The sequence below is a fragment of the Acidovorax sp. LjRoot38 genome (assembly GCF_964252975.1).
Lineage (GTDB): Bacteria > Pseudomonadota > Gammaproteobacteria > Burkholderiales > Burkholderiaceae_C > Acidovorax > Acidovorax facilis.
The window spans coordinates 401,967-424,503 of the sequence record NZ_CAXUPT020000005.1; the positions used below are offsets into that span (position 1 = coordinate 401,967).

Genomic DNA, 22,537 nt, shown 5'->3' on the forward strand with positions numbered 1-22,537 from the left:
CCATGACATCCACCGCCACGGACTCTGCCACCCACAGCACGGCATTCGACACCCTCTCCACGCTGCTCCACACCCGCTACAGCTGCCGCGCGTTTCTGCCCGAACCCCTACCGCGCGCCACCATCGAAGCCATCCTGGTCACCGCGCAGCGCACGGCATCGTGGTGCAACGCGCAGCCCTGGCAGCTCACCATCGCCAGTGGCGCCACGCTGGAGCGCCTGCGCGTCGCGCTGCAATCGAACATGGCCAACGCAGCCCCTGCGCCCGACCTGCCCTGGCCGCGCGAATACCGGGGCGTGTACCAGGAGCGGCGGCGCGAATGTGGCTGGGGCCTGTACGAAGCCCTGGGCATTGCCAAGGGCGACCGCGAAGCCTCCGCGCAACAGTCGGCGCAGAACTTCACGATGTTTGGCGCGCCGCATGTGGCCATCGTCACCAGCGACGAGGCACTGGGCGTCTATGGTGCGGTGGATTGTGGCGCGTATGTGAACAACTTCATGCTGGCCGCGCACAGCCTGGGCGTGGGCTCCATTGCACAGGCCGCGCTCGCGTCCTACCCCGGCGTGCTGCGCGAGGTGCTGGGCATTGGCGAGGACCGCAGCATCGTCTGCGGCATCTCGTTGGGCATGGCAGACCCTGCTCACGCGGCCAACCATTTCCGCACCACTCGCGCCGATCCGGCCAGCAGTGTGGTGTGGCGAGACTGAGAGTGCGTGACCGGACGGGCGTCAGGCCACAGCGCGCAGCAGGGGGTTGTGCGTGCGCAACAGCCCAAACAGGTTCTTGGGGTCTGACAGCTGGGGGATGAGTTCAATGGGCTGGCCCACGCCCAGCTCGGTGGCTGCATCGCGCAAGAACCGCAGTGCAGAAAAGTCCTCCAGCGCAAAACCCACGGAGTCGAACACCGTCACCGCCGCATCGCTGGCCCGGCCGGTGTGCTGACCTGCCAGCACTTCCCACAGCTCGGTCACCACACAGTCGGCAGGCAACTGCTGGATGTCGCCTTCGATGCGTGTCTGCGGGGTGTATTCCACAAACACCTGGGCCTGGCGCAGCACGTCGGCGTGCAGTTCGGTCTTGCCAGGGCAGTCGCCGCCCACAGCGTTGATGTGCATGCCGGGCACCAGCATGTCGGGCGTGAGAATGGTGGCATTGGACTTGTCGGCCGTGACCGTGGTCACAACGTTGGCACCACGCACGGCCTCGGCCGTGCTGCTGCAGGCCACGGTACGCAGGCCCGTGCCTTGCAGGTTGGCCTGCAGCTTGGCGGTGGCGGCCGGGTCCGTATCAAACAGCCGCAGCGTGGTGACGCCCAGCAGGTGGTGGAAGGCCAGTGCCTGGAACTCGCTTTGGGCGCCGTTACCGATCAGCGCCATGGTGCGGCTGCCAGGCCGCGCCAGGGCCCGGGCGGCCACGGCCGACATGGCGGCGGTGCGCAGGGCGGTGGTGAGGGTGAGTTCACTCAGCAGCAGCGGCGCGCCGGTGGCTACATCGGCCAGCACGCCAAACGCCATCACGGTCGGCAAGCCCCAGCGCGTGTTCTTGGGATGGCCGTTGACGTACTTGAACGCATAGGTCTGGTTGTCGGCAATCGGCATGAGTTCGATCACGCCATCGCGCGAGTGGCTGGCCACACGCGCCGATTTGTCGAAGGCGTTCCAGCGCAAGTAGTCGGCATGCAGATAGTCGGCCATGCCGCGCAGGCAAGCCTCGACGCCTTTGCGCTGCACCAACTCGATGACATCGGGCGCACTGAGGTAGAGGGTGGAAAAGTGGTTCTTGGAAGGCATGGTGCTTGTCTCCGGGTGGGATACAAGCAGTGTCCCGGAGCAACGCAGCAATGGGAATTGCCCAAACTGCCGCATGTTGTGGAGTGGTTTGCCGGTATGGCAGAACAAATTGCCACTTTGCACAATCGTCGGCCCCGCGCCATGGGGGCATGGGGGCATGGGGGCATGGGGGCGCTATCCTCCCGCATCCGGCACATTCCACGCACGTCCGACAACATTCCGCACCATGACGCAACCCCAAGTCCTCATCAGCGAAGTCGGCCCGCGCGATGGCCTGCAGTCCGTCAAAGCCACCATGCCCACGGCCGACAAGCTGCGCTGGATCGACGCCCTGGTGGCCGCCGGGCTGCGCGAGATTGAAGTGGGCTCGTTCGTGCCTGCCCGCCTGCTGCCCCAGATGGCCGATGTGGCCGAGGTGGTGCGCCACGCGCTGACCCACCCTGGCATCACTGTGATGGCGCTGGCCCCCAACCTGCGCGGCGCCGAGGCGGCCCTCGCGGCAGGTGTGCACAAGGTCACGCTGCCGGTGTCGGCCAGCGCCGCCCATTCGCTGGCCAATGTGCGCAAGACGCGCGAGGCCATGGTCGAGGAAGTACGCGCCGTGGCCCACCTGCGCGACGCGCAGGCCCCCGGCATGCTGGTGGAGGTGGGGTTGTCCACCGCCTTTGGTTGCACCCTGCAGGGCGAGGTGCCCGAGGACGACGTGATCTGGCTCGCGAGCCTGTGCGCTGAGGCCGGGGCCGACGAGGTGGGCCTGTCGGACACCACCGGCATGGCCAACCCGGCTCAGGTGCGCCGCCTCTTCATGCGCCTGCGCGCCGAGCTGGGCGCCAAGGCCGGGGCGGCCCACATGCACAACACCCGCGGCCTGGGCCTGGCCAATTGCCTGGCGGCCTACGACGTGGGGGTGCGAACCTTTGATGCGTCGCTGGGCGGCCTGGGCGGCTGCCCCTATGCGCCAGGCGCGTCGGGCAACGTGGTGACGGAAGACCTGGTGTTCATGTTCGAAGCCATGGGCATTGCCACGGGGGTAGACCTGGAGCGCCTGATGGCCGCACGCGCGCCGCTGCAGGCGGGGCTGCCGGGAGAGCCGGTCTACGGCATGACGCCGGAAGCGGGACTGCCCAAGGGGTGGGTCCGGCGTTAGGCACCTTTGCCCCCAAAGCAAAAGGCGACCGAAGTCGCCTTTTGCTTTGGGTACCGCCGTATCAGCTCAGCGAGGTGATCAGGTCCACATACTGTTGCTTGGCCTCGTCGGCACCCGTGCCCTTGAGCTTTTCCCAGGCGTCCCACTTGGCACGGCCCACCATGTCGGAGAAGCTGGGCTTCTTCTCGGTGTTGTCGCCGGCGGTGGCTTGCTTGTACAGCGCGTAGATCTTGAGCAGCGTGGCGTTGTCGGGACGCTCACTCAGGTTCTTGGAATTGGCCACGGCGGCTTCGAAGGTGGCGTTGAGGTCGGCCATGTCGGTGTGCTCCTTGAGATCTTTGGGGGGAGGGAAAGAACGGTGTCGGCAAGGGTTTGCTGCGTTGTATCTTACGGGCTGAGCACAGTCTGGGACCGCTCAATCCATAGAGGCAAGTCCCCAAAAATCAAACAACAGGTGTACATCCGATGGTGACCCGCATTCCAGCCCCCAGCAAAGCCACTCCGGGCAAAGGCTCCAGCCCCCTGCGCACGATGCGCAACCAGGCCCCCGAGGTGGCGCGCAAGGCAGCACAGGCACTGCCCCCAGCCGCCCGAAAAGCTGCCACCGTGGTACAGAAGAACGTGCGCCGCGCAGCCACTGGCATGCTGGGCCTGTCGGGCGAACGCATGACCAAGGTAGACACCGCCTGGCTGCGCATGGATTCGCACAGCAACCTGATGATGATCAACGGGGTATGGACCTTGTCGCCCGGCATCACCTGGGACGCCCTTCGCGATCGCGTGCAGCAGCGCCTGCTGCAGTACCCGCGCTTTCGCCAGCGCGTGGTGGAAGACGCGGCGGGCGCCACCTGGGTGGAGGACCGCAACTTCGACATCGCCGCGCATGTGCTGCGCGAGAAGCTGCCCCACCGACAAGGCCACAGCATGCAGCGCGCCCTGCAAGACCGTGTGGGTGAACTCGCCATGCAGCCGCTCGATACCCGGCGGCCGCTGTGGCAAATGCACCTGATCGAAGATTTTGTGGGTGACGACGGCCAGCCCGGCAGCGCGCTCATCGTGCGCATCCACCACTGCATTGCGGACGGCATTGCGCTGATCTCGGTGACCATGTCCATCGTGGACGGCGGCTCCGAACCGCCCAAGCGCACCCGCAAGGAGCGCGAGCAGGCCGCCACGGCCGAGGACTGGATTGCGGACGCGCTCATCAAGCCCTTTACCGACATGACGGTGAAGGCGCTGGATCTGGCCGGTGACGGCGCAGCCAAGTCGTTCAAGATGCTGAGCGACCCCGAGAAGACCATGCACCATGGGCTGGCTGGCACCATGGACATGGCACGCGTGGCCTACCAGCTGGTGAGCGATGCCGCTGCCCTGGCGCTGATGCCCGACGACTCACCCACGCGCCTGAAGGGCCAGCCTGGCAGCGCCAAACGTGTGGCCTGGTGCCAGCCCATCCCGCTGGAAGAGGTCAAGGCCATCGGCAAGGCGCTCAACTGCTCCATCAACGATGTGCTGCTGTCGTGCGTGGCGGGCGCCATCGGCGGCTACCTGCGCAGCCAGGGCGACGACCCCACGGGGCAGGAGATCCGCGCCATGATCCCGGTCAACCTGCGCCCCATGGAAGAGGCGTGGAAGCTGGGCAACCGCTTTGGGCTGGTGCCGCTGGTGCTGCCGATTGGCGTGGCCAACCCCGTCGAGCGCGTGTACGAGGTGCGCAAGCGCATGAACGCGCTCAAGGGCAGCACCCAGCCCATCCTGGCCTTTGCGATGCTGGCCGTGGCGGGCCTGATGATCAAGCCCGCGCAGGACGCGCTGCTCAATCTGTTCGGCCGCAAGACCACGGCGGTGATGACCAACGTGCCCGGGCCCAAGGAGCAGCTGACACTGTGCGGCTCACGCGTCACCCAGTGCATGTTCTGGGTGCCGCAGTCGGGCGACATCGGCCTCGGTGTCTCCATCCTGAGCTACGGTGGCGGTGTGCAGTTTGGCGTGATCACCGACACCACGCTCTGCCCCGAGCCACAGCAGATCATCGACGCGTTTGCGCCCGAGTTTGACCAGCTGTCGCTGCTCACGCTGATGCTGCCCTGGGGCGAGTGAACCGGGGAGTCTCGGTGGTGCTGAGGGCGCGCTTGGTGGACCTTGCCGGGGTGCTGGTGGCCCTGGTCTGCGCGGGCGCCGCCCATGCCGCCGTCACGGAAGAACATATCCAGCAGCCCTACCCCGTGCGCGCCCAGCCCGGCGAGACCCTGCGGAAAGCGCTGAACGCTGCCACTCCCATCACCGTCGATGGCCAGCGCTTTCACGGCTACACCCGCTGGAACGTGCGCTGGACCTTTCGCTGGTGGCGCGAGGCATCGGGCCGCTGCACCATCACCGAGGTCACCACCCGACTGCGCACTCAGGTGCAATTGCCCGAATTGCGCAGTGGCACGCCCGCCCAGCAGGCGGTTTTCGACCGGTACCTGAGCGCCTTGTCCCGCCACGAACAGGGCCATGTCCAGTTCGGGCGCGATGCGGCGCAGGCCATTGACGAGGGCATTGCCGCACTGCCTGCTGCCCCCGACTGCGCGGCGCTGGAGCGCCGGGCCAACACGCTGGGCCACCGCCTGCTGCGCGAACACGCGGAGCGCGAAAAACAGTACGACCGCGGCACGCGGCACGGCGCATCGCAAGGCGCCAGGCTGGAGTGAAAGGCCGGGTCCATCAACAAGCGTACAGGCGTGTGCGCTATCCCCGCACCGCGCTGCGAAAGGCCGCCGACAACGCTGCCAGCGCATCGCGCGGGCGACCTTCCTGGTTGCGTGTGTGCAGCAACACCGGCAGACGCGGCAGCTCAGGCAGCCCCAGGCGGGCACCCACATCCACCGCCCCCAGCGGCAGCATGCGCGGCGCCAGTGCCGCCACGCCCAGCCCGGCCATCACGGCCGCCGCCACGGCCGCAACGCCTCCACCCACAAACACCTCGGCCCAGGCGATGCCCGCAGTGTCCAGCGCCTGCCCCGCCATCGCCCGCACACCGCAGGGCTCGGCCAGCGTGGCCAGGGGCAAGGGCTCGCCCGCACGGTGCTGCCAGCCGGGGGCGGCGAACCACCCGAAGGGCTCCTCGGCCAGCAGCTCGCCATCGCTGCGGCCCACGTGCATGCGGGCCAGCACGGCATCCAGCTCACGCCGGTCGTAGCTTTGCAGCAGGTCGCCCGACGAGCCGATGCGGATCTCGATGAGCAGCTGTGGGTCTTGCTGGTTCATGCGGGCGATCAGCGCGGGCAGCTCCGGCCCGGCCACATGGTCGCTGATGCCGATGGTCAGGCGCTGGCGGGCCTGAGCGAACGTGGCCAGCGCCCGGTCGTGCGCGACCAGCAGTTCACGCGCATGCTCCAGAAATGCCGCGCCCCGGGCCGACAACTGCACGTGGCGCGGCGTGCGCTCGATGAGGCGGCAGCCCAGCCGGTCCTCCAGCCGCTTGAGCTTCAGGCTCATCGCGGCCTGCGCCGTGCCCATGGCCTCAGCTGCGCGCGTGAAGCTGCCCAGCTCGGCAATGCGCACAAAGGCTTCGACGGCATCCAGATCCAGGGATCGCTCAACCATTTGAATTTGATATTTCTGAAATAGATATCCATAGCATATTCATATGGATAGGATTTCGCCAGCATCTTGTTCAGAAAGGATCTTGCGATGCCCCTCATCCACATTGCCATGCGCGGCGGCAAGCCTGCGGCCTACCGGCAGGCGATCTTTGACACGCTGTACCGCGCCTTGCGCGAGACCTTCAACGTGCCCGAGGACGACCAGTTCATGACCATCACCGAGCACGACGCCGCCAACTTCCGCTACAGCCCCACGTACCTGGGCGTGGCCCGCAGCGACGACGTGGTGTTCATCCAGATCACCGCCAACAACACGCGCGGCCTGGAGCAGAAGAAGGCGCTGTTTGCGCGCATCGCGCAGCTGCTGGGCGAGAGCCCGGGCCTCCGGCCCGAGGACGTGTTCATCAACATCGTCGAGGTGGACAAGGAGAACTGGTCCTTCGGCCACGGCCTGGCGCAGTACGCATGAGGTGATGCGCAGCTCCGGGCAGGCAGGCTATGCGGCCAGGCCCGCCAGCAGGCGCTCCACGCTGCCCAGCACCGCCTTGACTGGCTCGCCCATTTGCACACGCACGATGGCGCCCTCCACCACCAGCGTCACGGCCTGCGCGTCGCGCGCCCGCTGTGCGCCAGGCGGCAGCAGGGTGGCCAAAAGGTCCGTCATCTCATGCTTGTGGCGCTGTGCAATCTCCATCACCTCCGGCACCGTGCTGCCCAGCTCGCCCACGCTGTTGATGAAGGCGCAGCCCCGGAAGTCATCGCGGCCAAACCATTCGGCCAGCGTGGCCACCAGCGCATTCAGGCCAGACGCACCACCACGCTTTGCACCTCCATGGCGCTCCAGGGCCGCAGCAAACCATGCGATCCAGCCTGCATGGCGGTAGTCAAGGTAGGCGCAGATGAGATCGTTTTTGCTGGGGAAATGCCGGTAGAACGTGACCTTGGTGACGCCCGACTCGGCGATCACTCGGTCGATGCCCGTGGCACGGATACCGTCGCGGTAAAACAGCGCGTGCGCAGTCTGCAGCAGGCGGTCGCGGGCAGGCAGGTCTTTCCAGTCAGAAGGCGGCAGGGGAAACATGTGGGCATTGTAGACAAGTCTGTCTACATTTCGCTATGATGCGATGTAGACAGACTTGTCTACCAATTCCTCTTGACCCACAAACCCCAAGGTGCTGCCCATGGAAACCCGTCCGCCTTCCCCCCCCTTCTCCCTGCAAACCGCCATCCAGAAAGTGCGCTTGGCCGAAGACGGCTGGAACTCGCGCGACCCGGCGCGTGTGGCCCTGGCTTACACCGAGGACACCCGCTGGCGCAACCGGGCTGAGTTTCCCGTGGGCCGCGAGGCCGCCCGGCAGCTGCTGGAGCGCAAGTGGGCGCGCGAGCTGGACTACCGCCTCATCAAAGAGCTCTGGGCGTTCAGCGGCCACCGCATCGCCGTGCGCTTCGCCTACGAATGGCATGACGACGCAGGCCAGTGGTACCGCAGCTATGGCAACGAAAACTGGGAGTTCAACGATGCGGGCCTGATGGCCGTGCGCCACGCGAGCATCAACGACCGGCCCATCAACGCGGCGGACCGGCTGTTCTTGTGGCCACTGGGGCGCCGGCCGGACGACCATCCGGGGTTGAGCGACCTGGGGCTGTGAAACCGCCAAGGCCCCATGCAGCGGCCAAAGGGCGCCCCCCGGTGGGGCGCGCCTTTGCACCACCCACCGCGCTCAGGTCGCAGAGCAGGTGAAGCTCTCAGCCTTGGCCGGGTCACCCGTGCCGTTGTAGCGCGGGAACTTGGGGTACTCGCACACCGGGCGCTGGGCCACTGGCGTGGTGGTGCCGGGTGCGAACTTGGTGGCCACCAGTTTGTCGGGCGCCGTGCCTTTTTCCACCCAGGCGTCCATGGCGGCCAGCAGGTCGATGGAGCGGGGCTCGGTGCCCGCGCCGTCCAGGTCGTGCCCGTTGGAGGGCGAGGTGACCATGCGCGCAAAGCTCTGCACCTTGCTGGCGCCCAGGCGCTGCTTCACCGTGTCGAGGTACTCCACCGTGCGGTACATCGACACGCAGGTGTCGCCCGCGCCGTACCAGATCAGCAGCTTGCCGCCGTTGTCGGCAAAGGCAGCAATGTCCGGGTCGGTGCCGTCGATCATCTCGGCCAGGCGGCTGTACTGCGCCTGGTACTGCGTGGGGTCGTGGCTCAGGATGTTGGCGTTGGGGTTGCCCTCCACCAGGCGCGCAGCCGCCGTCACGGCCATGTGGTTGAACGAATCGGGGGCATCGAAGCTGGTGCCGAACATGTACGACTGCCAATCGGACGTGGACGCGCCGCCCCGGCCAAAGCGTGGGTAGCCCACTGCGCCGCGCGACAGGGTCACGGGCGTCTTGTGGTCGCTGTAGATGAGGCGGATGGATTCGATCTGACCGGCCGTGAGGCAGCTGTCGCTGTCCGCGCCCTGGCACAGCAGCTCGGTGGGCACGTAGTTGCAGGCCTCGACGTTGCCGATGATGCCGTCCTTCAGACCGTCCAGCCCGTCGCACGCGGCCGTCTCGGCCTTGGCGTAGAGCGCGATCTTGGCGGGGCTCATCCAGTTCTCGCGGCTCTTGAAGATGTGGCGCAACACCGTGGGGCCGAGGTTGACCTGGTGCGCCTGCTGGGCGATGGCGGGCTCCATGGCCACCACGCCGTCGTAGTCCTTGGGGTACTTCTGCGTGGAGATCAGACCTGAGCGCCCGCCGTTGGAATGGCCCATGTGGTAGCGCCGCACAGGGCGCTTGCCGTAGAACTCGGTGGCGATGGCGGTGCCCACCTCCAGCACAAAATGGTTGGCGTCGAACGCATGGTTGCGCAGCGCCACATCGCTCTTGCCCCAGGCAAAACCCTGGATCTGGTGGCCGGAGTCGGAGCTGATCTTCACATACGGATTGGCCGATGGGCCCACCAGCTGCTGGTACCACGGGTCGTCCGTGGGGATAAACCCGTCGAAGCCGCCACCGCCGATGGTCAGCGTCTTGCTGTTCCATTGCGCCAGCGTGGGCAGTTCCACCGCCCAGTTGATGGTGGAGTCGGGCGAGGACACGATCTGCCCGCGCACGATGCACACGTCGGGCAACGTGCCCTCGGCCTTGCGCAGCTCGGTGCGCGTGAGCTTGGCGCCATGGGGCAAGGTGGTTGACGTGTAGGCAGCGCAAGCTTCTGCCAAGGGCTTGCTGGCCAGGGGCGCAGGGGCATCGCTGCCACCGCCGCAGGCCGTCAGCGCCAGGGTGGCTGCGGCGCCCAGGCCGCCCAGGGCGCGCGCGGGCCATCGGCCTTCGAGCGCCGCGAGTGCTGTGCGACGGGGGTGCGCCACGGCGGCGCGGGTGGGGTTCGGGAACATGCGGAAAGTCTCCTGTGGTGTGTTGTTCTCAGGAGCCCAGCTTGCGGCGGCAGCGCCACCGCAGTCTCTGGGACTCCGGTGCGGACGATAGGAAAATAAGCTGCCGCTGCGGCCTCTGCAAATGCAGAGGGAGCGGGAAACTACCGAGCCCGCACAGCGGCGGGCCACCGCCCTACGCGTTGCGCAGCGCCGCCACCAGTTCCAGCTTGTTGCGCACACCCAGCGCTGCGTAGGCAGTGCGCAGGTAAGTTCGCACCGTGGCGGGCGTGAGGCCCAGCGTGGCGGCAATGTCCTTGTGCGACTGCCCCTGGGCGTACAGCATGGCCACGCTCAGCTCGCGCGGGGCCAGCGCCTGCTTGTGCTGGCGCGATGCGATGCTCAGCGCCACCAGCGGGCCGCAGGGCTCCAGCCGCAGGCGGCAGGCCTTGCCCAGCACCAGGTTGCAAGGAGCGCCGGGCAGCGCCTGCACCACGGCCGGGGGCAGGTGGGTGCCCGCCCATTCCGGGTGGGCCGCACGCAGGGCCTGGCTGATGCGCAGACCTGCAAACAGCAGCTCGCCCGTGGGCTGTGCCAGCGCAAAGCTGTCCCAGGGCCGGCGGGGCGAATCGCTTTGCAACCGCTGCAGCCGGTGGTGCCAGTGCTGCAGCAGGTGCAGCACAAACTCGCCAAACAGCACGGTTTCGGCGTCGGTGAATTCGCTGCGTGTGGGCGTCCGGTAGACCGAGACAAAAAACAGCAGCCCGCTGTGCGGCAGTTCGGCCGTGAGGGCCATGCAGTGGTACAGGCCATGCCGCTCTGCGAAGGCCATCACTTGCGGGTCTTCGGGTGGCGCGCCGACCAGGTCGCGCTCGCGGATCACCTCGCCCAAGTGTCGCATGGAATGCTTCGCAAAATCGTCCGCAGCGGACAAGGCGTTCCACTCGTCGGCAAAACCCCGGGCCAGGCCGATGCTGCCGTGCAGCCAGTTGCGCGGCGCGGCCTGCACCTCCTGCGCGCCGCCCCCTGCGCCAGACTCGCCTGCCGACACCTCGCCCCACCACGCCGAATCAAAAGGCACCAGCCCGCGCAGCGTCTGCAGCGCCTGGTGCAGCAGGTCCTGCGGCGGTGCGTGCTGGGCCTGTTCAGCCAGCTGGAGCAGGCTGCGGCTGAGCGCGCGCAGGGGATCTGCTTGCTGCGCTTGCGCTGCCACGTGTGCCACGCTGGGCGGCCTCATGGGCCAGCGTGTTCTGCTGCGTGCGGGATGGGGGGTGTGCGGGGGCGTGGCGCCATGGGGTCTCCTGGTTTTTGGGAACGATGGTAGCCGCCATGCGCCAGCGGCTCCCTCGTAAGAACCAGGCCCCATGGACCTGAAATACTATATTTTTTATAGCTACTTGCGCTTGCTGGATAAGCGCCAGGTGCATTTTTCACCAAGTATTCAAGAAACCAGCCCCTCCACCGCCTGGAACATCGACTGCCGCGCCTGGCTGATGATCTGCCCCTTCCAGGCATCGGTGTCGGTGTAGAAGGCCGCCAGCATTTGTGCCTTGATCTGGGCAGCCTTGTCGGCGGGCGTGTCGGGGTGCAGGTTGAGCCACTGCTCGGCACGGATGGCGTTCATCACATCGAGCACGGGCACCGTGCCGTACTCCATGGCGATGCCGGTGTACTCGGCATGCGGGCATTCGTCGTAGATCGAGGTCCACATCAGGCCGGTGAGGAAGGCCGAGGTGGACGAGCCGTCATAAATGGACGTGACCGGCGTGGCGCCGCCGCCGTCCCACCAGGCGCGCGCGCGGGCCACGGCCACATCGTCGTCATTGCCTGCATAGATGCGCTCGCCATGGCCGCTGGGGCCCAGGCCGGTGTGCAGGTCGATCCAGGCAATGTGCGACGCACCCGCGCCGTGCTGGCGCAGCACCTGGCGCAGCGTGCGGTTGCTCCACGTGGGCTCGGTGCCGCCAAAGAAGACCCCTTGCGGAAACTCATGCTGGCCTTGCGAGATGGCGGCCTGCCATGCCGCTTCGCCCTTGGTGGCGATGTACTGCTCCACGGCGGCCACGTTGTCGGGGCCAGGTGGCCACTGCTCGGGCAGCAGCAGGGGCTGCACCTCTCGGTAGGCAGTGTTCACGGGCAAGGGCCTTGAAAAGTTCTGGAAGTTGCGGTTCAGGTCCACGTTTTCGTGGGTGAAGCGGCGCACGTGCGAAAAGCCATACGGGTTGAGCGCATGGATATAGAGCGTGGCCACACCGGCGTCGCGCGCCTTCGCACGCCACTCGGCGTCGTGCAGTGCAAACACCTGCACGCCGCTGCCGCAATAGCCTTCGACGCCATGGCAGGCACTGCTCACGATGAGCAGCTTCTTGGCATCGGCCGGGCCGTCGCGCACCACGTCCATGGCCAGGTCTTCACCATCGCGGCCCTTCAGGGGGTGGGCATGTGACTCGATGGGCAGGCCTGCGGTGGCGGCCGCCTCCAGAAACTTTGTGCGCGCCTTTGCGTAACTGGGCGAAAACGCGTCAACGAGACCGATCATGGACAGGGACTTTCAGACGGGGGTGGAAACAAAACACCCCGGCGCGCGCGATGGGCGCCAGGGCGGGCATGGCTCGGATCTGTTCGTCAGGCGGCGTCAGCGGGCTGGGCCAGCCACTCCTCGGCCAGCTTGACCCAGTAGGTGGCGCCCAGCGGGATCAGGTCGTCGTTGAAGTCATAGCTCGGGTTGTGCAGCATGCAAGGCCCGCCGCCGTGGCCCATCTCGCGGTGCGCGCCGTCGCCGTTGGCGATAAAGCAGTACGCACCGGGCTTGGCCTGCAGCATGTAGGCGAAGTCTTCGGCGCCCATGGTGGGCTCCTGGGGCAGCACACGCTCCTCCCCCACGATGCCCGCCATCACCTTGCGGGCAAATTCGGCCTCGGCGGGCGAGTTGATGGTGGGCGGGTAGTTGCGCACAAACTCGAACTCGCAGGTGGCGTCGTGTGCGGCGCAGGTGTGCTCGGCAATCTGGCGCATGCGCTTTTCGATCAGGTCCAGCACTTCCACGGTGAAGGTGCGCACCGTGCCCTGCAGTTCGACGCTGTCGGGCACCACATTGGTGGCCTCGCCCGCATGGATCATGGTGACCGAGATCACGCCCGCGTCCACCGGCTTCTTGTTGCGGCTGATGATGGTCTGGAAGGTCTGTACCATGCCGCAGGCGATCGGCACCGGGTCGATGCCTGTGTGCGGCAGGGCCGCATGGCCGCCTTTGCCGCGCAGGGTGATCTTGAATTCGCTGGTCGATGCCATGACCGGGCCGGGGCTGACGGCAAAAGTGCCCACCGGCATGCCGGGCCAGTTGTGCATGCCGTACACGGCCTCCATGGGGAACTGCTCGAACAGGCCGTCTTCGATCATCACGCGGGCGCCGCCGCCGCCTTCTTCGGCGGGCTGGAAGATCAGGTACACAGTGCCGTCAAAGTTGCGGTGCTTGGCAAAGTGCTGGGCCGCCGCCAGCAGCATGGCCACGTGGCCGTCGTGGCCGCAGGCGTGCATCTTGCCCTGGTGTTTGCTGGCGTGGGCGAAGGTGTTGAACTCCTGCATGGGCAGGGCGTCCATGTCGGCGCGCAGGCCAATCGCCCGGCCACTGGCGCCACCGTCGCGCCCCTTGACGATGCCCACCACGCCCGTCTTGCCCAGCCCCCGGTGGATGGGAATGCCCCATTCGGTGAGCTTTTGGGCCACCACGTCGGCGGTGCGCACCTCTTCAAAGCACAGCTCGGGGTGGGCGTGAATGTCCCGGCGCACCGCTGCAATACTGGCCGCCTGGGTGACGATGGAGTCAATAACGTTCATGATATGTGTCCTTACGATCTCACAGTCTAGCCCGCTGGCCGTCCCTTGCGCCACCCCGGGTTTATTTGCACTGCAACATGACACTCTCCCCCCACGCCCTCGAACTCGCGCAAACCCTGGTGCGCATGAACACCGTCAGCCACCACTCCAACCTGGAGCTGATCCATTTCATCCGCGACCACCTGGCCAAGCTGGGCGTGAAAAGCCGATTGACCTACAACGACGACAAGACCAAGGCCAACCTGTTCGCCACGCTGGGCGAGGGCAAACCCGCTGGCGTGATCCTCTCGGGCCACACCGACACGGTGCCGTGGGACGGGCAGGACTGGACCATGGACCCACTGAGCGCTCTGGTCAAGGACGGCAATCTGTACGGGCGCGGCAGTGCCGACATGAAGGCCTTCATTGGCATTGCGGTCTCGCACGCCGAGCAATTCCTGAACAGCGACGCGCCCTTCGCCATCCACCTGGCCTTCAGTTATGAGGAAGAGATCGGCTGCTTTGGCGTAAAAGAGCTCATCGCCGACCTGCGCGATGCCAACATCAAGCCCCTGGCCTGCATCGTGGGCGAGCCCACCAGCATGGTGCCCGCCATCGCACACAAGGGCGTGTACCGCTACAAGTGCTGCGTGCGCGGCAAGGAGGCGCATTCGTCCCTCACGCCGCATTCGGTCAACGCCATCGAGATGGCCGCCCGCGTGGTGGGCCGGGTGCGTGACATGGCGGAAGACTTTGAAAAGAATGAGCCCCGCTTTGAGGGCTTCGACGTGCCGTTTTCGACCACCAGCGTGGGCCAGTTCCACGGCGGCATTGCCGACAACGTGGTGCCGCGCGACGCCGAGTTCCGCTACGAGTTTCGCGACCTGCCCACGGCCAATGCGGCGCAGATGCAGTCCGAGGTGGTGGCCTATGCCAAGTCGCTGGAGCCTGCGATGAAGAAGGTGGCGCCCGCAGCAGGCTTTGAATTCGAGACCATCTGCGAGATTCCGAGTTTTCTGGGCAGCAAGGACGACCCAGTCACGCGCCTGGCGCAGGAGCTGAGCGGCGAAAAGAACACCACGCTGGTGGCCTTTGGCACCGAAGCGGGCCTGTTCAAGAACGCGGGCATCTCCACCGTGGTGTGTGGCCCCGGCAGCATCCAGCAGGCCCACCAGCCCGACGAATACGTGAGCCTGGAGCAGCTGGCGCGCTGCGAGGCCTTCATGCAAGGACTGGTGCGCACACGCACACTGGGCTGATCGCCTTGCAGATGCCGCAGAGCCCTCCGCCGAGGCCTGCGGCGCTGCAGTCAGGTCCTCACGCGGCCGTCGCCCGTCAGCATGGACATCTCGACAAACTTCGATGCCGCATGGCTCGTAGCGCTGTAGGTGACCGGAAAGCCCGAAATCACCTGGCTGCCCAGCGACTCAATGCCGGTGATCAGGCTCTCGCGGGTGGGCCTTCCGCTGCCCTGGGCCTGGCGCAGGCCTTCAGTGAAGATGCGGGCGGCCAGAAAACCCTCCATGCTGGAGTAGTTGGCCTGCACCTTGTCGCCGCCCTTCTTGATGGCTTCCAGAAACTCGCGGGTAATCTGGCGCGACGGCTGATAGGGCGAAGGTACGACCTGCGACACCACCACACCGGCGCCATCCTTGCCCAGCTCGTCGGCCAGCGCCTGCGTGCCCACGAAAGATACGTTGTAGAACGTGCCGCCAAAGCCCGCCTTGCGCGCTGCGCGCACGAAGGATGCGGCCGAGGCATAGGCAGTGATCTGCACCACGGCATCCGGCTTGGCCGGCACCAGCTTGTCCACAGCCGCTTTCACGTCGGTCGAATTGCGCTCCACCGTGGCAGTGGCCACAGGCGAGAGCTTGAGTTCGGTCAGCGCCTTCGTCACGCCATCGAGCCCGGCCTTGCCGTAGGCGTCGTTCTGGTAGAACACCGCAATCTTCTTGAGGCCGAGGTTGGTGAGCTGGCGCACGATGAGTGCGGTTTCGTCATAGTACGAGGCACGCACATGGAAGATCAGCCGATTGAACGGCTGGCGCAGCGCCTCGGCCCCCGTGAAGGGGCCAAAGAATGGCACTTTTTCCTTGGTGAAGATGGGCATCGCCGCCAGGCTGGTGGGCGTGCCGATGTAACCAAACAGGGCGAACACGTCTTCGGCAATGAGCTTGCGGGTGTTCTCGGCGCAGCGGTCGGGCTCGTAGCCATCGTCCATTGTGCGGATTTCCACCGTGCGCTTGCCCACGCCACCCTGCGCATTGAGCTGGTCGAAAAAGAGCTTGGCACCCAGGTTGAACTGCACGCCCAGCTGCGCGGCGGGGCCCGTGAAGGCAGCAGACTGGCCCAGCACAATCCGGCCTTCACTTTGCGCGTGTGCCAGCTGGAAGCCCCCCAGCGCTGCAGCGCCCAGGCCCACGGAAAACTGTCTACGACCCAATACCGGTTGGTTCATGGTGAAATCTCTGCTCTTGTGAATCGAGGGCGATCCCTCTGCGCTGCCGGTAGGCAGCCTCCTTGGAAGGGTGGCTAGATATGCACAACCGTTCCAACCCTGATTGCCAGTTTAACGATCAACCTACCAAATGCCCACGTCTTCTGCTGCAAATCCCCCTCTATCTGTACCGACTCAGGTGCGCGGCACCTGCCCCCACGACTGCCCGGACACCTGCGCCCTGTTGACGACCATAGAGAACGGCGTGGCCACCCGCGTACAGGGCAACCCCGCTCACCCGCACACCGACGGCGTGCTGTGCGCCAAGGTGAGCAAGTACACCGAGCGCAGCTACCATCCCGAGCGCGTGCTCACGCCGCTCAAACGCGCGGGCGCCAAGGGGGCCGGCCAGTTCGTGCCCGTGACCTGGGACGAAGCCTTGAGCGACATCGCCCAGCGCCTGCAGGCTATCGCCGCGCGCGCGCCCGAAGCCATCCTGCCCTACAGCTACGCGGGCACCATGGGCATGGTGCAGGGCGAGAGCATGGACCGACGCTTTTTCCACAAGCTGGGCGCCTCGCAGCTGGACCGCACCATCTGCGCATCGGCCGGGGCCGAGGCTCTGGTGCAGACCCTGGGCGGCAAGGTGGGCATGAAGGTGGAGTTTTTTGCCGAATCGCAGCTCATCATCATCTGGGGCAGCAACTCCATCGGCAGCAACCTGCACTTCTGGCGCTATGCCCAGCAGGCCAAGCGCAATGGCGCCAAGCTGGTGTGCATTGACCCCCGCAAGAGCGAGACGGCCGACAAATGCCACGAGCACATTGCCCTGCGCCCCGGCACCGACGCCGCGCTGGCACTGGCGCTGATGCACGAGCTGATCGCGAACGACTGGCTGGACCACAACTACATCGCCCGCCACACGCTGGGCTGGGACCAGCTGCGCGAGCGCGCACTGCAGTGGCCGCCCGAACGCGCGGCCGAGGTGTGCGGCATTCCGGTGGAGCAGATCCGCCAGCTGGCCAAGGACTACGGTACGACGAAGCCCGCCGCCATCCGCCTGAACTACGGCATGCAGCGTGTGCGTGGCGGCGGCAATGCGGTGCGCGCCGTGGCCTGCCTGCCTGCGCTCACGGGCGCCTGGCGCCACCGCGCGGGCGGCGTGCTGCTGTCCAGCTCGGGCCAGTTCCCCGCGCAGCGCGCCGTGCTGCAGCGACCCGACCTGATGCCCGCCCAGACACCGCGCACCATCAACATGTCCACCATTGGCGACGACCTGCTGCGCGAGGCCTCGCCCGCGTTCGGCCCGAAGGTGGAGGCCGTCGTGGTCTACAACAGCAATCCCGTGGCCGTGGCCCCCGACTCGGGCAAGGTAGTGCAAGGCTTTGCACGCGAAGACCTGTTCACGGTGGTGCTGGAGCACTTCCAGACCGACACGGCCGACTACGCCGACTACATCCTGCCCGCGACCACGCAGCTGGAGCATTGGGACGTGCACCTGAGCTACGGCCACACCGACGTGCTGCTCAACCGCCCCGCCATCGCGCCGCAGGGCCAGGCGCGCAGCAACGCACAGATCTTCCGCGACCTGGCAGCGCGCATGGGCTTTGCCGAGCCCTGTTTTGCCGAGAGCGACGAGGCCCTGTGCCGCCAGGCGTTTGGCGACGCAGTGGACTACGCACTGCTCGAAAGCCAAGGCTTTGCCACGCTGGCGCTGCCCGATGCGCCGTTCGCCGAAGGCAACTTCCCATCACCCTCTGGAAAGTGCGAGTTCTACAGCGCCCGCCTGGCCGCCCAGGGCCTGGACGGCCTGCCCGACCACCTGCCCAACTACGAACTGCAGGGCACGGACGCCCGCTACCCGCTGGCCATGATCTCGCCGCCCGCGCGCAACTTCTTGAACTCCACCTTCGTGAACGTGCAGAGCCTGCGCAACATCGAGGGCCGCCCGGTGCTGGAGATCCACCCCGACGATGCCGAAGCACGCGGCATTGCCAACGACGCCGTGGTGCGCGTGTTCAACGACCGGGGCAGCTACCTGTGCCACGCCACCGTGTCGCGCCGCGCACGGCCCGGGGTTGTGAATGGCCTGGGCATCTGGTGGCGCAAGTTGGGGCTGAACGGTACCAACGTGAACGAGGTCACCAGCCAGGCCCTCACGGACTTGGGCCGCGCGCCGACGTTTTATGACTGCCTGGTGGAGGTGGAGGCCAGTTCGGCGGACACCCTGGCGTTGGCATCCGCCTGATCGCGGGCGTCACCTGCTAACCAGACGCAATATCAATTTGATAGCTGCCAGCGCTTATCCAATAAGCGCTAGAGGCCATTTTCAATCACATTCTTCGTCAATGCGTGTGCAAGGCCGTGGTTGAAGGGGCTGCGCCCTGCCCATCCGATCCGCCAGCCGTCAGTGCCAGAAAGTGGTGCACCACGGGCCGCTTCGGACCGACATGGAAACGCAGCGCCTCCGCTTGCAGGTCGGCATCGGCCTTGGACACGCGGTGGTGTTGGCGCAGATGCTCGGCCCACGATTCGACGAGGAACCATTCGATGACCCGGCCCGGCTCGCCCGTGTGTTCGGCCACGCCCCAGGCGTAGGCGCCGTCGCGGCGGCGCTCGGCAGACAGGTGCTGCATGGCCTGCAGGAAGGCGGGCAGGTCGGGCTTGGCGATGCGGTATTCGATCTGCACCATCACCGGGCCCCGGTCGTGCGCCACGGGCTCCGCCAGCAGGGGCTCGGGCCAGTGGTTCGAGGGCTGCAGGTCGGCCTCGCCGGTGGGCAGCTTCACGCGGTGAAAGATGAGCGACGCCACGACCAGGCCGGCCGCGCCCATCAGCAGCGTAACCGGCAAGCCGGCCTGCCCTGCGATGAGGCCCCAGCCCAGGCTGCCGGCTGCCATCGCACCGTTGAAGACCATGAGGTAGATGGCCAGGCCCCGGCCGCGCACCCAGTTGGGCAGCACGGCCTGGGCCACGCCGTTGAGGGTGGTCAGCGCGATGATCCAGCCCAGGCCCAGCACCAGCATCAGCGCCACGGCGGCCCACTGGGGCGGGGCCACGGTCAGCACGCCCATGACGGCCGCGGTCAGCAGCGAGGCCAGCAGCACCAGGCCGTCGGTGTTGAGCCGCTGGCGCAGGCGCGGCAGCAGCACGGCGCCCAGGATGGCGCCCGCGCCCACGGCGCCCAGCATCACGCCGTAAAAGCCTGCCGAGCCGCCCAGCATGCGGCGCGCCACCAGCGGCAGCAGCGCCCAGACGGAGCTGGCGAACAGGAAGAACACGGCTGCGCGCAGCAGCACCACATGCAGCTCGCGGCTGGCGCGGGCGTAGCGCACGCCGGCGCGGAAGGCGCCGAAGAACTGCTCGTTCAGGCCTGAGGCCTCGGCCTTGGGGCGCTTCCACCACAGCAGCGCGGCGATCACGAACACATAGCTCAGCACGTCCAGGCCGTAGGCCATGGCCGCGCCGAAGCTGGCCAGCAGCAGGCCGCCCGCCGCCGGGCCGATGGCGCGTGCGATGTTGATGCCAAGCGAGTTGAGCGCCACGGCGCTCCTGAGCTCGCTGCGCGGCACCAGCTCGGGCACGATGGACTGCCAGGTGGGCCCCATGAGCGCGGCACCGATACCGCCCACAAAGGTCAGGGCCACCAGCCACTCCACCGTCAGCGTGTGGGTGTTGGCCAGGATGAGAAGCGTTCCGCTGACGGCCGCCAGCAGCACCTGCACCCCGATGAGGAAGCGGCGGCGGTCCAAGATGTCCGACAGCACGCCCGCAGGGATGGCGAGCAGAAAGACCGGCAGGGTGGCGGCGGTCTGGATCAGGGCGACCGCGGTGGGGCTGGACGAAAGTTCGGTCACCATCCAGGCGCTGGCCACGTCGCGCATGAAGCTGCCGATGTTGCCCAGCACGGTGGCGGTCCACAGCACCGCAAAGACGGGGATGGCCAGCGGCGCAAAGCTGCCCGGTGCGGTGGTGGTGTCGGGTTTGGTTGGGCGGTGATCAGACATGGCGGCCTCCGAGGTCGTGCCAGGCGACGAGCAGCATGCCGCCCACCAGGCCCCAGTGTTCAAAAAATGCGTTGGCACTGCGCTGCCGCTCGGCGGGCGGCGCGGCCCAGAAGCGGTCTGCCAGCAAGGCGGCCAGCGCCGTGAAGCCTGCCAGGGCGAGCGCCCCCAGCCAGCGGTACCAGCCCGACAGGATGAGCGCCGAGGCCGAGAGCTGCAGCACCAGCGTGGCGGCGGCGATGGGCGCCGCGGGCGCCAGGCCGAGCGAGCGCACCTCGGCCACGGCACCCGCAAAGTCGCGGGCCTTGCCGATGCCGCCCTGCAGGTAGGCGGCGCACAGGCACAGCAGCGCCAGCGTCTGCACCCAGGGCGCGGTGGCGGCGGTTTGCAATGCGTTCTGCACCGTCACACCGCCCAGCAGGCGCAGCCGAGCGCACCCCAAAAGCCCTGCAGGTCGGACACGGGGAGCTTGCTGCTCCAGGCCGTGGCATGGGCGTGGCCGTGCAGGTTGCAGTTGCTCGCACAGCCGCAGTTCGCCGCCGCGTTGCGCAGCACGGCCTGCAGCGGCGCGCCGTCTGGCCCTCCCTGAGCGCCCCAGGCGCCGTAGCCGCCGAAGGTGCGCACGGGCGACCAGTCGGGCATGGCGGGCGGCGGGGCCGCGTCGTCGAAGCGCGCGAAGTCGCCCACGCAATAGACCACCTTGCCGCCCACCACGGTGAGCAGGGCCGTGGTGTCGGCGATATCGGACTCGGGGCAGGCAAAGAAGTCGCGATCGGGCACGACGAGGTCGGCCAGCTGGCCCGCCTCGATGCGGCCCTTCTTGCCCTGCTCGTTGCTGAACCAGGTGACGTTCTCGGTCCACATGCGCAGGGCCTGGTCGCGCGTGAGGCAGTTGCGCTGCGGCATGAGCTGCAGGCCGCCCACCGTCTTACCGGTGACGAGCCAGGACAGCGACACCCAGGGGTTGTAGCTGGCCACGCGGGTGGCGTCGGTGCCGGCGGACACATTGACGCCCTTCTCCAGCATGCGCTTGACCGGGGGCGTGGCCTCGGCCGCCGCGGCGCCGTAGCGCTCCACGAAGTACTCGCCCTGGTAGGCCATGCGGTGCTGCACGGCCACGCCGCCGCCCAGGGCGGCGATGCGGTCGATGGACTTTTCCGAGATGGTCTCGGCGTGGTCGAAGAACCAGTTCAGGCCGGCCAGCGGCGTGTCCTGGTTGACCTTTTCGAACACATTGAGCGCGCGCTCGATGGTCTCGTCGTAGGTGGCGTGCATGCGCCAGGGCCAGCGGTTCTGCGCCAGGATGCGCACCACCTCTTCCAGCTCGCCTTCCATGCCGGGCGTGAGCTCGGGCTGGGGCTGGCGGAAGTCCTCGAAGTCGGCGGCGGAGAACACCAGCATCTCGCCCGCGCCGTTGTGGCGAAAGTAGTCCGTGCCCTGCTTGTACTGCGAGGTGGCCGTCCAGTTCAGGAAGTCTTCCTTCTCGTGCTGGGGCTTTTGTGTAAACAGGTTGTAGGCCAGGCGAATGGTGAGCTGGTCGGCATCGGCCAGTTCCTGGATCACGTCGTAGTCATCCGGGTAGTTCTGCATGCCGCCGCCTGCGTCGATGGCGCCGGTCACGCCCAGGCGGTTGAGCTCGCGCATGAAGTGGCGCGTGGAGTTGACCTGGTAGTCGTGCGGCAGCTTGGGGCCCTTGGCCAGCGTGGCATACAGGATGGCCGCATTGGGCTTGGCCAGCAGCAGGCCCGTGGGGTTGCCCGCGCTGTCGCTCACGATCTCTCCACCGGGCGGCGCGGGCGTGTCCTTGCCATAGCCCACGGCGCGCAGCGCGGCGCCGTTGAGCAGCGCGCGATCGTACAAATGCAGGATGAACACGGGTGTGTCCGGCGCCACCGCGTTCAGCTCGGCCAGCGTGGGCAGGCGCTTTTCCGCAAACTGGTGTTCGGTGAAACCGCCCACCACGCGCACCCACTGCGGCGCGGGCGTCACCGCCACCTGCGCTTTGAGCATGGCCATGGCGTCGGCCAGGCTGCGCACCCCGTCCCACCGCAGTTCCATGTTGAAGTTGAGGCCGCCGCGGATGATGTGCAGGTGGTTGTCGATGAGCCCCGGCAGCACGCTGCGCCCACCCAGGTCGATGACCCGCGTGCCCGCACCGGCCAGGGCCATCACCTCGCGGTCGTCGCCGACTTTGGTGAAGCGCCCTTGCGCAATGGCGACCGCACTGGCCGTGGGATGGGCGCGGTCCAGCGTGGTGAAGCGGCCGTTGCGCAGGATGAGGTCGGGGGTGATGGCAGGTTGTGTCATGGTCTTCGGGCTTCGAAAATTCAGCAATGGCAGAGCGCAAAAAGGGTGCATTGGCCGTAGCGAGCGGCCCTAGCCTGCATCGAGGACAGCAGCCGTACAAGCGTA

20 protein-coding genes are annotated in these 22,537 nt (G+C 67.0%); 8 read left to right on the forward strand and 12 right to left on the reverse strand.

All coding sequences use genetic code 11. From position 1 onward, the window contains the following. Nucleotides 1-2: 2 nt before the first annotated feature. Nucleotides 3-707, forward strand: a complete 705-nt coding sequence (locus tag ACSQ22_RS11935; RefSeq protein WP_436130403.1) for a nitroreductase — start codon at nt 3-5, stop codon at nt 705-707. A gap of 21 nt (nt 708-728) precedes the next feature. Here ACSQ22_RS11935 and ACSQ22_RS11940 read toward each other — a convergent pair whose 3' ends face one another. Continuing rightward, nucleotides 729-1,790, reverse strand: coding sequence for an ornithine cyclodeaminase (locus tag ACSQ22_RS11940; RefSeq protein WP_436130404.1), 1,062 nt, complete (start codon nt 1,788-1,790; stop codon nt 729-731). Nucleotides 1,791-2,016: 226 nt separating this feature from the next. On the opposite strand from ACSQ22_RS11940, the gene ACSQ22_RS11945 reads away from it, so the two are divergent. Then, nucleotides 2,017-2,937, forward strand: a complete 921-nt coding sequence (locus tag ACSQ22_RS11945; protein ID WP_218299004.1) for a hydroxymethylglutaryl-CoA lyase — start codon at nt 2,017-2,019, stop codon at nt 2,935-2,937. A 61-nt stretch (nt 2,938-2,998) separates the two neighbouring features. Here ACSQ22_RS11945 and ACSQ22_RS11950 read toward each other — a convergent pair whose 3' ends face one another. Then, entirely contained in the window at nt 2,999-3,253 is a 255-nt protein-coding gene (locus ACSQ22_RS11950) for an acyl-CoA-binding protein (protein ID WP_055397012.1), read from the reverse strand. A gap of 149 nt (nt 3,254-3,402) precedes the next feature. On the opposite strand from ACSQ22_RS11950, the gene ACSQ22_RS11955 reads away from it, so the two are divergent. Together ACSQ22_RS11955 and ACSQ22_RS11960 are read left to right on the forward strand one after the other, a co-directional pair. Then, complete coding sequence (locus ACSQ22_RS11955) at nt 3,403-5,037, forward strand: wax ester/triacylglycerol synthase family O-acyltransferase (protein ID WP_436130405.1); 1,635 nt, start codon at nt 3,403-3,405, stop codon at nt 5,035-5,037. Beyond that, nucleotides 5,034-5,630, forward strand: a complete 597-nt coding sequence (locus ACSQ22_RS11960; protein WP_436130406.1) for a DUF922 domain-containing Zn-dependent protease — start codon at nt 5,034-5,036, stop codon at nt 5,628-5,630. Before ACSQ22_RS11955 ends, ACSQ22_RS11960 begins: the two co-directional genes overlap by 4 nt. A 37-nt stretch (nt 5,631-5,667) precedes the next feature. Here the strand turns inward: ACSQ22_RS11960 and ACSQ22_RS11965 are convergent, their stop codons facing one another. After that, entirely contained in the window at nt 5,668-6,525 is an 858-nt protein-coding gene (locus tag ACSQ22_RS11965) for a LysR family transcriptional regulator (protein WP_436130407.1), read from the reverse strand. An 87-nt stretch (nt 6,526-6,612) separates the two neighbouring features. Between ACSQ22_RS11965 and ACSQ22_RS11970 the strand changes: the two genes are divergently transcribed. Then, nucleotides 6,613-6,993, forward strand: coding sequence for a tautomerase family protein (locus tag ACSQ22_RS11970; protein WP_436130408.1), 381 nt, complete (start codon nt 6,613-6,615; stop codon nt 6,991-6,993). A 27-nt stretch (nt 6,994-7,020) separates the two neighbouring features. On the opposite strand, the gene ACSQ22_RS11975 is transcribed toward ACSQ22_RS11970, so the two are convergent. Continuing rightward, the gene (locus ACSQ22_RS11975) at nt 7,021-7,605 is read right to left on the reverse strand and encodes a TetR/AcrR family transcriptional regulator (protein WP_436130409.1); all 585 of its coding nucleotides are present in this window, start codon (nt 7,603-7,605) and stop codon (nt 7,021-7,023) included. A 100-nt stretch (nt 7,606-7,705) separates the two neighbouring features. Here ACSQ22_RS11975 and ACSQ22_RS11980 point away from each other — a divergent pair, with 100 nt between their 5' ends. After that, complete coding sequence (locus tag ACSQ22_RS11980; RefSeq protein ID WP_436130410.1) at nt 7,706-8,173, forward strand: DUF1348 family protein; 468 nt, start codon at nt 7,706-7,708, stop codon at nt 8,171-8,173. Between the two features lie 72 nt (nt 8,174-8,245). Here ACSQ22_RS11980 and ACSQ22_RS11985 read toward each other — a convergent pair whose 3' ends face one another. From ACSQ22_RS11985 to ACSQ22_RS12000, 4 genes are all read right to left on the reverse strand, one after another. Beyond that, entirely contained in the window at nt 8,246-9,892 is a 1,647-nt protein-coding gene (locus ACSQ22_RS11985) for a tannase/feruloyl esterase family alpha/beta hydrolase (RefSeq protein ID WP_436130411.1), read from the reverse strand. A 172-nt stretch (nt 9,893-10,064) separates the two neighbouring features. Beyond that, nucleotides 10,065-11,105 (reverse strand): response regulator transcription factor, encoded by a 1,041-nt coding sequence (locus tag ACSQ22_RS11990; protein ID WP_436130412.1) that lies wholly within the window; start codon nt 11,103-11,105, stop codon nt 10,065-10,067. A gap of 204 nt (nt 11,106-11,309) precedes the next feature. Further along, nucleotides 11,310-12,407: a M14 family metallopeptidase gene (locus ACSQ22_RS11995; protein WP_228897554.1), complete on the reverse strand. Its 1,098-nt coding sequence runs from the start codon at nt 12,405-12,407 to the stop codon at nt 11,310-11,312. Between the two features lie 86 nt (nt 12,408-12,493). Beyond that, nucleotides 12,494-13,705 carry a M20 aminoacylase family protein gene (locus tag ACSQ22_RS12000; protein ID WP_218299013.1) on the reverse strand — a complete coding sequence of 404 codons (1,212 nt, stop codon included), beginning with the start codon at nt 13,703-13,705 and terminating at the stop codon, nt 12,494-12,496. A gap of 77 nt (nt 13,706-13,782) precedes the next feature. Here ACSQ22_RS12000 and argE point away from each other — a divergent pair, with 77 nt between their 5' ends. After that, on the forward strand, nt 13,783-14,943 hold the full coding sequence (gene argE, locus ACSQ22_RS12005) for an acetylornithine deacetylase (RefSeq protein ID WP_436130413.1): 1,161 nt from the start codon (nt 13,783-13,785) through the stop codon (nt 14,941-14,943). A gap of 50 nt (nt 14,944-14,993) precedes the next feature. Here the strand turns inward: argE and ACSQ22_RS12010 are convergent, their stop codons facing one another. Then, nucleotides 14,994-16,142 (reverse strand): ABC transporter substrate-binding protein, encoded by a 1,149-nt coding sequence (locus ACSQ22_RS12010; RefSeq protein WP_218299015.1) that lies wholly within the window; start codon nt 16,140-16,142, stop codon nt 14,994-14,996. Between the two features lie 130 nt (nt 16,143-16,272). On the opposite strand from ACSQ22_RS12010, the gene ACSQ22_RS12015 reads away from it, so the two are divergent. After that, nucleotides 16,273-18,369 (forward strand): molybdopterin-containing oxidoreductase family protein, encoded by a 2,097-nt coding sequence (locus ACSQ22_RS12015; RefSeq protein WP_436130414.1) that lies wholly within the window; start codon nt 16,273-16,275, stop codon nt 18,367-18,369. Nucleotides 18,370-18,466: 97 nt separating this feature from the next. Here the strand turns inward: ACSQ22_RS12015 and ACSQ22_RS12020 are convergent, their stop codons facing one another. From ACSQ22_RS12020 to ACSQ22_RS12030, 3 genes are read right to left on the reverse strand one after another with little or no spacing between them, the layout of a single operon-like run. Continuing rightward, nucleotides 18,467-20,128 (reverse strand): MFS transporter, encoded by a 1,662-nt coding sequence (locus ACSQ22_RS12020; protein WP_436130415.1) that lies wholly within the window; start codon nt 20,126-20,128, stop codon nt 18,467-18,469. Beyond that, the gene (locus tag ACSQ22_RS12025) at nt 20,121-20,516 is read right to left on the reverse strand and encodes a DoxX family protein (protein WP_436130416.1); all 396 of its coding nucleotides are present in this window, start codon (nt 20,514-20,516) and stop codon (nt 20,121-20,123) included. Before ACSQ22_RS12025 ends, ACSQ22_RS12020 begins: the two co-directional genes overlap by 8 nt. Nucleotides 20,517-20,530: 14 nt before the next feature. Next, nucleotides 20,531-22,432 (reverse strand): amidohydrolase, encoded by a 1,902-nt coding sequence (locus ACSQ22_RS12030; RefSeq protein ID WP_436130417.1) that lies wholly within the window; start codon nt 22,430-22,432, stop codon nt 20,531-20,533. Nucleotides 22,433-22,537 lie beyond the last annotated feature (105 nt).